We start from the raw sequence: 16714 nt of genomic DNA, 5'->3' as shown, positions 1-16714 counted from the left end.
TTAGCACCTCTTTTAATTCCATACTCTAGAAACTGTATAAATATCACTCAATTGTTTAAGTTTTTCAACTACACGAAATACATCATTTACATTTTTAACCATAACACTAATTGTAATGATTGCATTTTTGTCAATATCAGATCGTGCATTCATTTTAATAATACTTCCCACTGTTGAATTCACGGCTTGAATCACTTCATTGAGTAATCCATTTCGGTCATATGCATTGACTTCTAAATCTACTTGATAACGTTGTGTTGAATCTTTAGATTTAACCCATTCGACATTAATTAATCTCTCGTTTTCATTTTTAATATTTGGGCAATCTGATCTATGAACTTTAATACCATGTCCTTTAGTGATATATCCAACAATATCATCACCAGGAATTGGATTACAACATTTAGATAGTTTTATTAAAACATTCTCTAACCCCTCGACATAAACCCCGCTATCAGTAATGATATCTTCTTTAATTGGTGACGTTTTAATAACTTCTTGTGCTTCATTTAATACTTTTTGTTTATCTTGTATACGCTGTCTTTCTGTTAATTTATTCACTACTTGTAATGCAGTAACACCACCAAAACCTACTGCAGCATATAAATCATCATCATTGGCAAAATGATATTTTTCGTTAACGACTTCAATATTTTTTTCTGTTAGAATCTCATCAACTCGATAACCTTGTTCTTTAATTTCCGCTTCTACCATAAATTTACCTTTTTCTATATTAGAAGAACGATCTTGCTTTTTAAAGAAACTTTTTATTTTACTTTTTGCTCCAGATGATTTAACAATTTTCAACCAATCTCTACTTGGACCATATGAATGTTTACTTGTGCGAATCTCAATAATATCGCCTGTCTTAAGCATATAATCTATAGGCACAATTTTACCATTGACTTTTGCACCAATCATTTTATTACCAACTTCGCTATGGATGGCATAAGCAAAATCAATAGGGACTGCACCATAAGGTAATTCAATCACATCACTTGCTGGCGTAAACGCATATACTTTATCACTTTGTAAATCATATTTGAGTGATTCCATAAATTCTTGTGCATCTGAAGATGTATGATCAGTTTCTGCAAGTTCTTTTAACCAGTTAAGTTTATTTTGGAAATCTTGTGTTTTAGAATTTATTGTTTTACCTTCTTTATATGCCCAATGCGCTGCCACCCCATGCTCAGCAATTTCGTGCATTTCAAATGTTCGAATTTGAATTTCTAAAGGATCACCATTAGGTCCAACAACAGTAGTGTGTAATGATTGATACATATTTTGCTTTGGCATAGCGATATAGTCTTTAAAACGACCTGGCATAGGTTTCCATAATGTATGAACTAGACCTAAAATAGCATAACAATCATTAATTGAATTCACAATCACTCGTATAGCTAATAAATCAAATATTTGATCAAATTGTTTTTTTTGTTTTACCATCTTACGATAAATACTGTAAATATGTTTAGGACGACCGCTTATTTCACCTTGGATATTCATTTTATTCATTTCAGTTTGAATTTTGTCCATAGCATTTTGAATATAAGCTTCACGTTCACTACGTTTTTTCTTCATTAAATTAACAATTCTAAAATACTGAACACTATCAATATAACGTAACGCAATATCTTCCAATTCCCATTTAATAGTATTAATACCTAGACGATGCGCTAAAGGTGCATAGATTTCTAATGTTTCTTTGGAAATACGAATTTGTTTTTCTCTAGCCATTGCTTTTAGCGTTCTCATATTATGTAAGCGATCAGCTAATTTAACTAATATGACACGAACATCCTTAGCTATCGCAATAAATAACTTTCTATGATTTTCAGCTTGTTGTTCCTCTTTAGAACGGTATTTAACTTTTTTTAACTTAGTTACACCATCTACAATTCGTGCTATTTCTTCATTAAACATATTCTTTACATCTTCAAATGTATATGGTGTATCCTCTATCACATCGTGTAAAAAGCCAGCTACAATGGTTGGTCCATCTAAGCGCATTTCTGTTAATATACCTGCTACTTGAATTGGATGCATAATATAAGGTAGCCCATTTTTTCGAAACTGTCCTTGATGTGCTTCATAAGCAATATGATAACTTTTTAAAACATATTGATAATCATCTGCTGATAAATAGGATTTAGCTTTATTTAGTACTTCATCAGCACTATATGGATACTCGTTATTCAATATATGACACCCCGACTTTTTAATATTTCAAATACTCTACCGATAACCGAATCATTGAAAATCAAGACATTTCTTTTCATTACTTAATTAATCCGAGTACCACTCCTATTAATTAAAGATACGTGAGTATTAATGTAATTTTAACAAAAGTATCAAAATCTTTAAAAGATTAACTTTGTTTTAAATAATAGTTATATAATACTACAAGTTTTTAAATAAATAAATGTGATTGGATTAATGATGGTGCAACCATAAATAAAAAAGCGAGATAGTATTCAATCTGAATTCCTACACTCGCTTTAAAGTCTATATTAATCTAGTTACTAAATTAAAGACTATTCATCGTAAGAAATCAAACTCATGACATCATAGTCTTTAATTTTTTCCATACCATTTAAATATTTTAATTCAATAATAAAAGCTATTCCAACCACAATACCACCTAATTCTTCTACTAATTTAATAGCCGCTTCGATTGTTCCACCTGTGGCTAATAAATCATCGGTGATTAAAACACGTTGCCCTGGTTTAATTGCATCTTTATGCATTGTTAAAACATTTGTCCCATATTCTAAGTCATATTCATAGCGAATAACTTCACGTGGTAATTTTCCTTCTTTTCTTACAGGTGCAAATCCAATTCCCATTGAGTACGCAACTGGACAGCCAATAATAAATCCTCTTGCTTCAGGGCCTACCACAATATCAACGTTACGATCTTTTGCATACTTTACAATTTGATCAGTTGCATAACCGTATGCTTCACCATTGTCCATAATAGTTGTAATATCCTTGAAACTAACACCTGGTTTAGGCCAGCCTTGTACTTCAGATACGTATTGCTTTAAATCCATTTAAAAATTTCCTCCTATGCGTTACACTTTTTGAGCTTTAATCCAATTCTTAAGATGTGAAAAGTCATCATAAAGCATTAATTTTTCAACTTCAATTCTTGACTGTCTCGATTTATAAACTTGACTCGACTCAATAGATTGTTTATTTGGATGATCATTTATTTTAATTATACCATTTTCTTCGTAAATAAAACTTAGGTCAAGAAATACTTTTAAAATAAACTTTAAAGTATTTGGCTTAATATTTAAGTATTGGCATAATTGTAAACCTTCTTTTTCTAAATTCATTTCTTTCTTAGTAAATAGTGCCTTATAACTTTGTTTAAATAGGTGACTACTCGGTAACCCCTCAAAATAAATTGAATGTTGATGATTTAATACTAAATAGAGTTGTGAGTATTCTAAATGTTTTAAAGATTGTTTAACACTATCTAAATCAGTTGGTAAATCACGAAATACAATCGTATTATATGATGAATCAATTGTTTCACCGTAGTGGAAATAATTCTCCCCTAGTTTCTCTTTTTTAGAATGAATGACAAAAGCAATATTGTTAGATGACGTATCAATATTAAGTTGTTTACGTTTACTTCTATAATCTAATATTTGCTCATTTTGAGTCGCTAAGTCTTGTATAATCATTTGAGGCGTCTGATTGCCATTCCACTCATTTATTTGTAAATGTCCTATGATATTGACGGGTTGGCCTAATTCTATTTGTGTAATTAAATCACCATTTTTCCAAAATAAATGTTGTAACTTAGCTTGACCAGTTACTAATTTTAAATGATGTTTATCTTTTCCAATCGCTTTAACATCATTAACTTCTGTATCATCCAATTCAAATAAAGGTTTTTCAAAATCAGTGCCAAATGGTTTCAGTATTTTAATATCATGAATATTTGATACAGTAATGTCATCTTCTGAAAGTTTAGTCGTAATATGTTTTGTTGGTTCTAAAGAAGTATGTTTAGAAAGCTGAACCATCCACTCATTTAGTCCTTTTGATAATGCATCAATATTATCAATCTCCATCGTCATTCCAGCTGCCATATGATGACCACCAAATTTAGATATCAAATCTTGATGTGCACTTAATATTTCAAACATAGACACTTGTTCAATACTTCTAGCTGAACCTTTTGCATGATGTTGTTCTAAATCTATATTTAAAATAAGCGTGGGTAAAGCATAAGTTTCTACAATTTTTGAAGCTACAATACCTAATACTCCCTCATGCCATCCTTCTTTAGCTAAAAGTAAAAATTTGTCGCCATTTTCAACTTTTTCATTAGCCATCAATAGTGCTTCTTCTGTTATTTGAGCTACAATATCTTTACGTTCAATGTTAAATGCTTCTACTTGTTCAGCTAAAAAACTCGCCTCTTCAGAATCTTCTGCCATTAGTAATTCCGCTGCTAATGACGCATCTTCTAATCTACCTACCGCATTTAAACGAGGTCCAATAATAAAACCAATTGTTTCTTCATCTATCTCATCATTAAATTCTGCTTGATTTAATAATGATTGAATTTGAAATGGACAGGATTGATTTAAATATTTAAGACCTTCTTGAACAATCGCTCTGTTTTCATCAGTCAGTGACACTAAATCTGCAATTGTCCCAATAGTTGCAAGAACTATGAAATATTCTGGAGGATGATCGATTAAACATTGCGATAATTTGTATGCGACACCGGCTCCACATAAATATTTAAATGGATACTCAAATTCTGGATGCATAGGATGAATAATGGCATATGCTTTTGGTAACGTACGGCCTATTTCATGATGGTCTGTAACAATTACATCGACTCCTAATGCTTGTACCATTTCTATTTCTTCATGACCTTGTATTCCGTTATCAACTGTAATAATAAGTGATACGCCTTCATCATAAGCATTTTGAAAGGCGTATTTATTTGGGCCATAACCTTCGCTAAATCGATTAGGAATATACCAACCAACTTCAGCGCCCAATTTCTGCAATGTTTGAACTAATATCGTTGTAGATGTTACGCCATCGGCATCATAGTCTCCATATACTAATATCCTTTCATTTTTATCAATCGCTAAATTAATTCGATCAACAGCTTTTCGCATATCACTCATTAGCCATGAATCATGTTTTTTATTTGTACCATTAATTAATGTATTTATCTCATCGTACTGTGTAATCGATTTACTTTCTAAAATCTTTCTTACAATAGGAGATAAATTAAATTCCTTAATCATCTCAGACGATATGTTTTGTTTAGGTGCTTCATAAAGCCATTTATATTTAGATTGAATCATAAAGTTATCCTTCCTTTTTCCACAAGCAATTATACCTAAAAAAAGAATAAATAAAAAGAGGAAGAAACATTGAATTCAATTAGAATTCTTTTGTTTCTTCCACTAATTTTATATCACGTATTTAATTATACTAAGATTTTTTCATCGTTTGATTTTTTCTCTTTATAAACTACAAGCTTACCGTTCTCAGATTTTTTTAACTGATGTTTCTTCATGATGCCCCATAGTGGAACTGCAATAAAGATAGAAGAGAATACACCAGATAATAATCCAATAAGTAATGCTAATGAGAAGTTAAACAGACTTGATGCTCCAAAGATAAGTATGGCGATAACGACTACCACGACTGTAAGAACTGTATTAACAGAACGAGTCATTGTTTGTCTAATAGATTGGTTAACAATATCATCAATTTGATGAGGTTCTGTTATTACTTTAATTTTATGAAGATTTTCTCTTACACGGTCGAAAGTAACAATTGTATCATTTATTGAGTAACCTACAATCGTTAAGATTGCAGCGATAAACGTAATATCTACTTCAAGTCTTAATAAACTAAATAAAGCAACGATAATAAATACGTCATGAAGTAATGCTAAGACAGCAGAAAGCCCCATTCTCCATTCGAATCTTAATGAAACATAGATAATAATACCAATAGCTGCATAAATTAATGCTTTCATTGCATTTTTAGCTAACTCTTGACCAATCATTGGAGACACTGTGTTCACTGTCGGTTTATGGCCATATTGATCATTAATAACTTTATTAAGTTTCAAAGTTTCATCTTTAGATAAATCATTTTTAAATTGAATTGTTGCTTGTTTATTGTCATTACCATTAATTTGAATTTGATCAGGTGTCAAACCAACATCTTTAATCGTACGTTCAACTTTAGTTTGAGATAACTTCGTATCAGAATCAAGATCTACTCTTGTACCAGATGAGAAATCAATTCCTAAGTTAAGTTTAAATATACTTAGAATCATTATACCAATGACTAAAATAAAAATACTTACTCCAATTAATGGTTTTGCTAATTTAACAAAATTCCATTTTTCAAAAGCTGTTTTTAAGTCATGAACATCTACACCTTCATTGATATCATGGCGATTGTTTTTATTTACACCAAACATCCAATATTTCTTCTTAAAGTAATTAGAAGAAACTAAAAGTGATAATAATCCTCTTGATAAGAAGACAGCTGTGATGAATATCATTAAAATACCTAATAATAACATCGTAGCAAATCCTTTAACTGAACTTTGACCAAAGAAGAATAACACTGCTGCTGCTATAACCGTTGTTAAGTTTGAATCAAAAATCGTTAAGAAAGAACTTTTATTTGCTTTAGAATAAGCCTGTTTAAGCGTTCGTCCTACTCTAAGTTCATCTTTAATCCGTTCATACATGATGATGTTTGCATCTACAGCCATACCAACACCTAATACTAATGCAGCTAAACCTGGTAACGTAAGTACACCTGATATAAAGTTAAATGCTACTAATGTTAAATAAATATATACTGTTAAAGCAATCACTGCTACAATACCTGGTAATCTGTAAAAACCTACCATAAATAAATAGATAATTGCAACACCAACCATTGATGCAAAGATTGTTTTATCTAATGCATCTTGACCAAATTGCGCACCTACTGAATTAGAATAAACTTCTTTTAGATCAACTGGTAATGAACCTGCATTTAATAATTCTGCAATTTGTTTAGCACGCTCTACGCCTTGTTGACCCTGGAAGCCACCTGAAATTTCTACACTGTCTGAATTAATGGGTTGATCCACTGAAGCGGCTGAAACGTATTTCCGTTTATCTTCAGGTTTTTCCAACTCTTTATGATAGCTATCACCTTTTTTATAGTCTAACCACACTACCATCATATTTTCTTGTTTTTTGGAAATTTCTTCTGTAACTTTTTTGAATTTCGCACGGTCTTTTAATTTAAACGTAACTGCAGGTTCGTTTGTACCTTGTTTAAATTCTTGTTTTGCAGAACCTTGTACAATATCTTTACCTGTTAATTTAACGTGATCATCTGCATCACGTATAGTCAGATTTGCTTGTGAAGACAAAATTTTTCGAGCTTCATCAGGATTTTTCACCCCTGCGAGCTGCACCCTAATTCTATCAGGGTCTTCAACTTGAATATGAGGCTCAGATACGCCTAATACATTAACACGATTTTCTAAAGTTTGAGCAGTAGATTGTAAAGCTTTATCGTCGATTTTACCATCACCGCCAAGCGGTTTAACTTGATATAATACTTCGAAACCACCTTGTAAATCCAAACCTAGATTTACATTTTTAACTACATTCTTATATGTAAAGCCCATACCTACAAACAGTAGCGCTACAATGAGTATGAATGTAATTATTCTACTTGTTTTTTTCACATGAACACCTCATTATTTACTTATGTAATTAGAATAATCTTTTAATAAACCATGTGCAAGTGAATTAAAGATTACATCTATGTGACAAGACTTATCTATCTTAACATAACCTCTTTATTAGTGTAATCGAGATAGATAGTTAATAAAAAGACATTCCAAGACAATTTGTTGTCTGGAATGTCTTTTTATTATAATTTATGATGGATCAACTTGTTTAATCGCAGGTTTTTCAAATGTCATTTCAGTACCATGACCATTTACTGTGATTACAACTGCTGTTTCATCCACAGCTTTAACTGTTCCTTTGATTCCACCTATAGTTGTAATTTTTTGACCTGCTTCGATACGACTAATCATTTCACGATGCTCTTTCGCACGTTTTTGTTGCGGTCTAATTAAAAAGAAATAAAATACTATAATTAAAATTATAGGCAAGATTAATGCTGAAACATTCATTATGTTGTTCTCCTTATTAAAAGTTTTTAGGGTTCTCTACATTTAGCCCATATTGTTCGAAAAATTCTTCTTTAAAATCTAATAAACGATCTTCTCGAATGGCCTGTCTAATATCTTCCATTAATTTTAGCAGAAAATGTAAATTATGAATAGTAGTAAGACGGATACCAAATGTTTCCTCTGCTTTAATTAGATGTCTAATATATGCACGTGTATAATTCTTACAAGTATAGCAATCACAATTCGCATCTATCGGACTAAAATCATCTGCATATTTAGCATTTTTTATAACCAATCGTCCTTGAGATGTCATACATGTTCCATTTCTAGCTATGCGTGTTGGCAACACACAATCAAACATATCCATACCGCGAATGCTACATTCTATTAATGCATCAGGGGATCCTACTCCCATTAAGTATCTTGGTTTGTCTTCTGGCATAAATTGGACTGTATGTTCAACCATATCGTACATCACTGGTTTAGGTTCACCTACAGATAAACCCCCAATAGCATATCCAGGAAAATCCAACGATACAAGTTCTTTAGCACTTTGTTCTCTTAAGTCTTTATACTCTCCACCTTGTATAATACCAAATAATGCTTGGTCTTTTGGACGTTGATGTGCTTCAAGACATCGTTTAGCCCATCTCGTTGTACGTTCAATTGAATCTTTTACATATTTATATTCGGCAGGCATAGGTGGACACTCATCAAATGCCATCATAATATCTGAACCTAAGTCATTTTGAATTTGCATTGATTTTTCTGGACTTAAAAACAACTTAGAGCCATTTGTATGATGTCTAAATTCGACACCCTCTTCTGATATTTTTCTAAGATTACTCAAGCTAAACACTTGAAAACCACCAGAATCTGTAAGAATAGGGCCATCCCAATTCATGAACTTATGTAAGCCCCCAGCTTGTTTGATAATATCATTTCCAGGTTGTAACCACAAATGATACGTATTTCCTAATATAATTTTAGCTTCAATTTGTCTTAATTCTTCTGGACTCATTGTTTTAACTGTTGCTTTTGTACCTACTGGCATAAACATGGGTGTTTCAAATGAGCCGTGGGGTGTATGAATAATCCCTAAACGTGCACCTGATTGCTTACATGTTTTAATGTGCTCATAAGTTACTGCTGGCATAATCTGTACCTCTCATTCATTAAATTATTAACATTGCATCTCCAAAACTAAAGAATCTATATTTAAGTTTTACCGCTTCTTTATAAGCATTCAAAATATATTCTCGACTACTAAAAGCAGAGACTAACATCACTAATGTTGATTTGGGCAAATGAAAATTAGTAATTAACCCATCAATTGCTTTATATTCAAACCCTGGATAAATAAATATATCTGTCCAACCACTTGTGGCAACAAATTGTTCATGATCACGACGAATTGTTTCTAACGTTCTAGTAGACGTCGTACCTACAGAAATAATTCTATTCCCATTTTCTTTAGTTTTATTCAGAATATCTGCCGTTTCTTTAGTCATTTGATAGTATTCACTATGCATTTCATGATTATTAATATCCTCCACACTTACTGGTCTAAAGGTACCTAGACCAACGTGTAGTGTAATAAATGCAATATTGACACCTTTATCTTTTATTTTCTGTAAAAGCTCATCTGTAAAATGTAACCCTGCAGTAGGCGCTGCAGCGGAACCATTTTCTTTAGCATACACAGTTTGATATCTATCTGGATCATCTAAACGTTCTTTAATATAAGGTGGTAAAGGCATTTCACCTAACTCATCTAAGCGTTCTTCTAAAATACCTTCATAATGTAGACGCATAATACGTCCACCTTGTTCTAATTCTTTTATACATTCAGCTATGATTTTGCCGTTACCAAATGATAAAGTATTACCTACTTTAATACGTTTTGCTGGTTTTAATAATACTTCCCAGTCATTGTCCTCTATCCTAGTAAGCATTAACATTTCTACTTTTGCACCTGTTTCTTCTTTTAAACCGAATAAACGCGCTGGCATAACACGTGTGTCATTTAATACTAATGTATCTCCAGGTTCAAAATAATCCATAATATCTGTAAAGTGTTTATGTGCAATATTTCCGGTCTTTCTACCTAACACAAGTAATCTACTTTGATCTCTATTTTTTAAAGGTGTCTGAGCAATCAACGATTCAGGTAAATGATAATCAAACTCCTCAACGTTCATATTATTCCCTCATTCTTTAGTTTTTTTGAAATGTTCATAGGCAAATGGTGTTGCTTTTCTACCTCTTGGTGTTCGTTCTATAAATCCTTTTTGTATTAAAAAGGGTTCATAGACATCTTCAATTGTAATACGTTCTTCTCCAATTGACACTGCTATTGTATCCAATCCCACAGGGCCCCCATTATATTGATTAATAATACAATTCATCATTTTATGATCAATGTAATCTAAACCTTCAGCATCCACTTGCAGTAAGTTTAGAGCTTGCTTTGTTGTTTCGATATAGATTTGTTCATCTTCATTTACTTGTTGAAAATCTCTTACTCTTTTTAGTAGTCGATTTGCAACACGAGGTGTTCCTCTTGAACGCTTAGCAAGCTCAACTGCACTTTCATCATCAATTTTTGTACCTAATACTTCAGCAGTTCGAATAATGATTTCTTTTAAATCTGATTCCGAATAGTACTCTAATCTTAAATGGACACCAAATCGATCTCTTAAAGGACCTGTTAAACTTCCAGCACGTGTTGTCGCACCTACTAGAGTAAAAGGTGGTAAATCAATACGTATACTACGTGCTTCATCACCTTTACCGATAATAATATCTAAGAAAAAATCCTCCATAGCAGAGTATAAAACTTCTTCTACTACACTACTTAAGCGATGAATTTCATCAATAAATAAAACATCGCCAGGTTGTAAACCTGATAAAATTGCCGCTAAATCGCCAGGCCGCTCTAATGATGGACCAGATACAGTTCTTATATTTACTTCCATTTCATTAGCAATAATATTGGAAAGTGTTGTTTTACCTAATCCTGGAGGACCAAAAAGTAATACATGATCTAATGGCTCATCCCTTAGTTTAGCCGCTTTTATAAAAACTTCTAAATTATTCTTTATTGATGATTGCCCAATATATTGTTTTAATTTAGTTGGTCTGAGTGAGAATTCAAAAGAAGATTCTTCATTGTGTAATGATTGATCTACCATTCTATCATCCATAATTATCCCCCCAGTTATCGTTCATAATATTAAGATACAAGCGTTTTCAAACCAATCTTAACTGCTTCATCAACAGAGTGGATGGATGTTTTATTAAGCACTTTCTCAACTTTAGAAAGCTCTCTCTTAGAGTATCCTAAAGCTGCAAGCGCTAATAACGCTTCCTTAATTATATTGTCATTTTCTTCAACTTGTCCCTCAACCTGTAATAAGGTCTCACTAGTCTCTTCTGTAATCTTAACTTTACCTTTTAAATCTAATACAATTTGTCGTGCAGTCTTTTTACCTATACCAGGAAATTTAGTTAGATAAGTATCATTTTCACTTTCGATTGCACGTTTAACTTCGTTAGGTGTACTTGTTGCTAGAATAGCTAAAGCTGATTTAGGACCTATACCTGTAACTTTTATTAAGCTTAAGAACATCTCTTTTTCTTCTTCGCTAATAAAACCATATAATAATTGAGCGTCTTCTCTTACAATAAGTGAAGTAAAGACTTTACATTCTTGATTTAAATATTTTTGAAATCGATATGAATTTGGAGTTTGAATTTCATAACCGATACCATTAGACGTTTCTACAACAATATGCGTTGGAAACAATTGAGATAAATGTCCTTTTATATAAGCGTACATAGATACCTTCCTTACATACTCATACTAATTAATTCAACTTTGTAAACATGTTGAATATTTCTCAAAGTGCCCATGACCTTTTCTATTGATAATGATTGATCGTTTGCACTCAAAGAGAGTGTAATCGTTGCTTTTTCTTCCATTGGGACACTTTGATGAATAGTTAAAACGGATAACGCTAATTTTGAAATAGTTTGTAATACTTGAGCAAGCATTCCTACTATATCATTAACATAGAGAATTAAAGTGAATTCACGGTGTTCAAAAATCTTTTCATCTACAGGAAAAATAGTATCTCTATATTTATAAAAAGCACTTCTTGATAGATTAAACTGCTTAACTGCTTCATAAATGGACAGTGTGGAATCTTTTTTTAAAGCGTCTTTAATTTTAAGCGTTTTAACCACTGATTCTGGTAAAACGTCTTCACGTATTAAATAAAACTTTTTATAATCTTTGCTGTCCACTACAAAGTCCTCCTATTCAACGAATTCAAATTCTCCTCCAAGTATTCTAACAATATCCCCATTACTACATCCACGTTCTCTTAATGCATCATCAATACCCATAGAGCGCATTTGACGTGCAAAGCGTCTTACTGCTGGATCACTATTAAAGTCTGTCATTTTAAACATGCGCTCGATTGCATTACCGCTTACTACATAGGCGCCATCATCATCTCTTGTAATCGTAAATTTATCTTGAGATGGTGTATGTTTATATAATACACGATTAATACCTGCATCTTCGTCTTCTTCTACACTAAAATCAATATCTTTTACTTCTTCTAATTTATCAGCAATTGTATATAATAATTGATCAATATTATCTCTTGTAATTGTAGAAACTGGAATAATAGTTACATCTTCATCAATTTCTTTTTTAAATAATTCTAGATTATCTTTTGATTCCGGTATATCCATTTTATTTGCCACTATAATTTGAGGTCTATCTTCTAATCTTTGTTTATAATTTATCAGTTCAGTATTAATGATTTGATAATCTTCAAGTGGATCTCTTCCTTCAGAACCACTCATATCTATCATATGAACAATAACTTTTGTTCTCTCAACATGACGTAAAAATTGGTGACCTAAACCGACTCCTTCTGAAGCTCCTTCAATTAAACCTGGTAAATCTGCCATTACAAAACTTCTATGATCAGGTGTTGAAACCACACCTAAATTTGGTTTAATTGTTGTAAAATGATAAGCACCAATTTTAGGTTTTGCCTTAGATACAATAGATAACAATGTTGATTTCCCTACACTTGGGAATCCAACGAGTCCCACATCAGCAAGTAGCTTTAATTCTAAGGTAACATCTAGCTCTTCTCCAGGTTCTCCATTTTCACTAAAGTCTGGAGCTGGATTTCGAGGGGTTGCAAAACGTGAATTTCCTCGACCTCCTCGACCTCCTCGAGCAATGACTGCACGTTGACCTTCTTCAACTAAATCTGCTAAAACTTCTTCTGTTTCTACACTTTTAATAATGGTACCAGGAGGCACTTTTAAAACTAAGTCTTCCGCATTTTTACCATGCATATTACTACTTTGACCATTTTCACCTTTTTTAGCTTTAAAATGACGTTGAAATCTAAAGTCTAAAAGTGTTCTTAAACCTTCATCAACTTCAAAAATGACTGAAGCACCTTTACCGCCATCGCCACCGGCAGGGCCACCAAATGGTACATATTTTTCTCTACGATAAGCAGTAATACCATTACCTCCATCACCTGCTTTTAGAGATATTTTTACTTGATCGACAAACATATATCTCACCTCTTTTTATATATTTTATTAATTCATCGCTAATATTATATCATTAACTCTAAAACATTAGATTCTATTATAATCATTTTTAAACAAAAATAAAACACCAGAAGTCTTCACTTCTGGTGTTAATTAGACAAAAATTATTCAGCTACTGCATATACAGAAACTTGTTTTTTGTCGCGACCTTTACGTTCGAAACGAACAACGCCGTCGATTTTAGCGAATAATGTATCATCGCCACCACGACCTACATTTTCACCAGCATAAATTTTAGTACCGCGTTGACGATATAAAATTGAGCCACCTGTTACGAATTGACCGTCTGCACGTTTAGCACCTAAACGTTTTGATTCTGAGTCACGACCGTTTTTTGTAGAACTTACCCCTTTTTTAGATGCGAAGAATTGTAAGTTTAATTTTAACATCAGGATACACCTCACTTATAATTTAATCTTATATTTTCATTATATTCATCTTCAATCGTTTGTAAAGATACAAGCATTGCTTGAAGAATTAATTGTGCTTGCTCATTGTTAGTATCTACTGATCTAATGTGAAAATGACCACCATCATCATTATAATCAATATCTGGCTTTTCAGAAGTTAAACTTAAAATAGCATTCACACTTCCAAAAAGAACAGCTGAAGCGCCTGCACAAACAATATCATAGCCATAATCACCATGATTAGCATGACCATCCATAATGACGTCTGTTACTTTACCTTCATCATTAATTGAAATGTCAACAGTAATCATAATTAAGCGTTGATTTTATCAATTGTTAATTTAGTATAAGGTTGACGATGACCTTTTTTACGTTTTGAATCTTTACGACGTTTGTAAGTGAAAACAGTAATTTTTTTACCGCGACCTTGTTTGTTCACAGTAGCAGTTACTGTAGCTCCTTCAACAGTTGGAGCACCAACTTTAACTGAATCTCCACCTACAAATAATACTTTATCAAATGTGAATGAATCACCTTCATTAACATCTAATTTTTCAACGAAGATTTCTTGACCTTCTTCTACTTTAATTTGTTTACCGCCTGTTTCGATAATAGCAAACATACCTTGCACCTCCTATAATTATAAGTCACGCCATATACAGGTGATAAAATAATAATATTTTAACACTTAAACCTATATTTGAGCGGTTGTATGTAGCTATAAAACTACTCAACTACTGCATCTTACCATTACTTATATTCAATGTCAATCTATTATATTGGCTTTTTAAAAAATTTAAAGAATATAGGCATCAAAATAATTAATAAAATAATATTTAGTATAAGTGTTGGAATAATACGTAGTAATATAAAACTTAGTAAATCAAATTCTACATAGCTAATGACAGAATATATAATTGCTACAAATATTTCAAGAATCATTACACCAATGATACTGAACCAATATACCATAATATAGTCTCGGTAAAAAATCTTTAAAAATTTATTAAATATTGTTATTAAGAATATATAACCAAACAAATATAAGCCATATACACTGCCAAAGTAGATATCAGTTAGAATACCTAAAAAAATGCTTAGTAATAATGTGACCATAAATGGTCTATAAATGGATAAAAGTAATAAATACATTAGAGTTAAATGAGGAACTAAGATAAATGTTAGGTTGCCTATATGAAATGGAATAACTAAACTAATAAGTGTATCAAGATAAAAAACGATGATACCGATAATTATATAAACGAACGCTTTCATTATCGGGTCTCTCTTTCATTGAAATCCGTGTTATTACTTTTTTTCGCTATGTATACATGTTGAATGTCTGATAAATTAGCTCCAGTTTTCACTCTCACTTCTTTTGCTAAACCATATTCATCATTTTCTACCTTCGTCACTTCTCCTATGTATAAATCACTTGGCAATTGATCGGCTAATCCACTTGTTACTACTTTGTCACCTTTTGAAATTTTATCCTTATTATTGATATTACTAATAATTAATTCCTGAGTTTTATTATCATAGTGATCAATTAATCCAAAAACATTTTTAGAATGATGTTGAATATTGACTGATAGTTTTCCAGCTCTTGTATTCGTTGAAAGTAAATCAACTTGAGAAGAAAATTGATTCACTCTAGTTACTCTTCCAATTAAACCATCACTAGTAAACACTGCCATATTATTACTTACACCAGCTTTTTTACCTTTATCAATAATCACTGTATTCATCCATTGATCTGGATTACGTGCTATGATGGCACCTGAAATTGCATCATATTTTGAAGCATCGGTCATATCAAGTTCTTTTTTTAAATTTTTATTTTCAGCTTCTAATGCTTCGTTTTTTGCTTTTAATTGATTAACTTCATTATTATTATTTGATTTGTTAGATTTAAAGAAGTCACCTATAGCTCCAGTCACAAAATTTACCGGGTAACTAATTACTCTCTGACCAAATGACACTGAGTCCCCCACATATTGCTCAGGAGGTGATTGAGTTTGTGAACGAATGGACAAACCAATCAATGCAATAAAAATAATTATTGCACAAAAAACAACAATTAACTTGTTATTTTTGAAAAAATTTAACACTCATAACACCTCTACTATTTATTTTAAACTATTATATCCTATTTTATATTACTCTAGGATTGAAATAAAGAATAATATTAAATATTATCTTCAAAGAAGAAAAAAGGAACAAGTCAGAATCTTCATTGAATTCTAGTACTTGCTCCTATCAAATGTCATCTTATTTAATTTTACGATTCTTTATTGGGCTTATCTTTTTTATCTTCTTCATAGAGCGTTTCGTCTTTTCTCCATTTAGAAAATAAATTTTGTGCTTTTGCTTGTTCATTTGCTTGTTTTTCTTTAGATTGTTCAGACATATATTACACCAACCTTCAAAAGAT

Annotated in this window: 17 protein-coding genes and 1 other annotated feature; all 17 genes read right to left on the bottom strand. The window is 31.7% G+C overall.

Annotation, left to right across the window (positions count from 1 at the left end; all coding sequences use genetic code 11):
- Positions 1–12: 12 nt before the first annotated feature.
- On the bottom strand, positions 13–2202 hold the full coding sequence (locus HMPREF3046_RS00800) for a RelA/SpoT family protein (RefSeq protein WP_070715633.1): 2190 nt from the start codon (positions 2200–2202) through the stop codon (positions 13–15).
- A gap of 335 nt (positions 2203–2537) precedes the next feature.
- Positions 2538–3056: an adenine phosphoribosyltransferase gene (locus HMPREF3046_RS00795; protein ID WP_054105785.1), complete on the bottom strand. Its 519-nt coding sequence runs from the start codon at positions 3054–3056 to the stop codon at positions 2538–2540.
- A 21-nt stretch (positions 3057–3077) separates the two neighbouring features.
- Positions 3078–5351, bottom strand: coding sequence for a single-stranded-DNA-specific exonuclease RecJ (gene recJ / locus HMPREF3046_RS00790; protein ID WP_070715631.1), 2274 nt, complete (start codon positions 5349–5351; stop codon positions 3078–3080).
- Positions 5352–5476: 125 nt separating this feature from the next.
- On the bottom strand, positions 5477–7762 hold the full coding sequence (secDF, locus tag HMPREF3046_RS00785; RefSeq protein ID WP_070715630.1) for a protein translocase subunit SecDF: 2286 nt from the start codon (positions 7760–7762) through the stop codon (positions 5477–5479).
- 195 nt (positions 7763–7957) lie between these two features.
- Positions 7958–8218, bottom strand: coding sequence for a preprotein translocase subunit YajC (gene yajC, locus HMPREF3046_RS00780; RefSeq protein ID WP_002448938.1), 261 nt, complete (start codon positions 8216–8218; stop codon positions 7958–7960).
- Between the two features lie 16 nt (positions 8219–8234).
- Positions 8235–9374, bottom strand: coding sequence for a tRNA guanosine(34) transglycosylase Tgt (gene tgt / locus HMPREF3046_RS00775; protein ID WP_070715629.1), 1140 nt, complete (start codon positions 9372–9374; stop codon positions 8235–8237).
- Positions 9375–9393: 19 nt separating this feature from the next.
- The gene (queA, locus tag HMPREF3046_RS00770; RefSeq protein WP_070715627.1) at positions 9394–10419 is read right to left on the bottom strand and encodes a tRNA preQ1(34) S-adenosylmethionine ribosyltransferase-isomerase QueA; all 1026 of its coding nucleotides are present in this window, start codon (positions 10417–10419) and stop codon (positions 9394–9396) included.
- 9 nt (positions 10420–10428) lie between these two features.
- Complete coding sequence (gene ruvB, locus HMPREF3046_RS00765) at positions 10429–11424, bottom strand: Holliday junction branch migration DNA helicase RuvB (protein WP_070715624.1); 996 nt, start codon at positions 11422–11424, stop codon at positions 10429–10431.
- A gap of 29 nt (positions 11425–11453) precedes the next feature.
- Positions 11454–12059: a Holliday junction branch migration protein RuvA gene (gene ruvA, locus HMPREF3046_RS00760; protein ID WP_070715623.1), complete on the bottom strand. Its 606-nt coding sequence runs from the start codon at positions 12057–12059 to the stop codon at positions 11454–11456.
- An 11-nt stretch (positions 12060–12070) separates the two neighbouring features.
- Positions 12071–12526, bottom strand: a complete 456-nt coding sequence (locus tag HMPREF3046_RS00755; protein WP_070715621.1) for an ACT domain-containing protein — start codon at positions 12524–12526, stop codon at positions 12071–12073.
- A 12-nt stretch (positions 12527–12538) separates the two neighbouring features.
- Positions 12539–13831 carry a GTPase ObgE gene (obgE, locus tag HMPREF3046_RS00750; RefSeq protein ID WP_070715619.1) on the bottom strand — a complete coding sequence of 431 codons (1293 nt, stop codon included), beginning with the start codon at positions 13829–13831 and terminating at the stop codon, positions 12539–12541.
- A 143-nt stretch (positions 13832–13974) separates the two neighbouring features.
- Complete coding sequence (gene rpmA, locus HMPREF3046_RS00745) at positions 13975–14259, bottom strand: 50S ribosomal protein L27 (RefSeq protein ID WP_002449010.1); 285 nt, start codon at positions 14257–14259, stop codon at positions 13975–13977.
- Positions 14260–14270: 11 nt separating this feature from the next.
- Positions 14271–14591 carry a ribosomal-processing cysteine protease Prp gene (locus tag HMPREF3046_RS00740; RefSeq protein WP_070715618.1) on the bottom strand — a complete coding sequence of 107 codons (321 nt, stop codon included), beginning with the start codon at positions 14589–14591 and terminating at the stop codon, positions 14271–14273.
- A 2-nt stretch (positions 14592–14593) separates the two neighbouring features.
- Positions 14594–14902, bottom strand: coding sequence for a 50S ribosomal protein L21 (gene rplU, locus HMPREF3046_RS00735; protein ID WP_002448968.1), 309 nt, complete (start codon positions 14900–14902; stop codon positions 14594–14596).
- 13 nt (positions 14903–14915) lie between these two features.
- Positions 14916–15000 (bottom strand) — a sequence feature (ribosomal protein L21 leader region).
- A gap of 54 nt (positions 15001–15054) precedes the next feature.
- A complete protein-coding gene (mreD, locus tag HMPREF3046_RS00730) occupies positions 15055–15555 on the bottom strand; it encodes a rod shape-determining protein MreD (RefSeq protein ID WP_070715616.1) in 501 nt (166 codons plus the stop codon).
- Entirely contained in the window at positions 15555–16391 is an 837-nt protein-coding gene (mreC, locus tag HMPREF3046_RS00725) for a rod shape-determining protein MreC (protein WP_070715615.1), read from the bottom strand. The genes mreD and mreC overlap by 1 nt, the downstream gene beginning before the upstream one ends.
- Positions 16392–16561: 170 nt before the next feature.
- On the bottom strand, positions 16562–16690 hold the full coding sequence (locus HMPREF3046_RS11450; RefSeq protein ID WP_017176153.1) for a hypothetical protein: 129 nt from the start codon (positions 16688–16690) through the stop codon (positions 16562–16564).
- Positions 16691–16714 lie beyond the last annotated feature (24 nt).

It is taken from the genome of Staphylococcus sp. HMSC070D05 (genome assembly GCF_001815595.1).
GTDB lineage: Bacteria > Bacillota > Bacilli > Staphylococcales > Staphylococcaceae > Staphylococcus > Staphylococcus hominis.
This window is presented reverse-complemented; position numbering and strand designations above follow the sequence as displayed.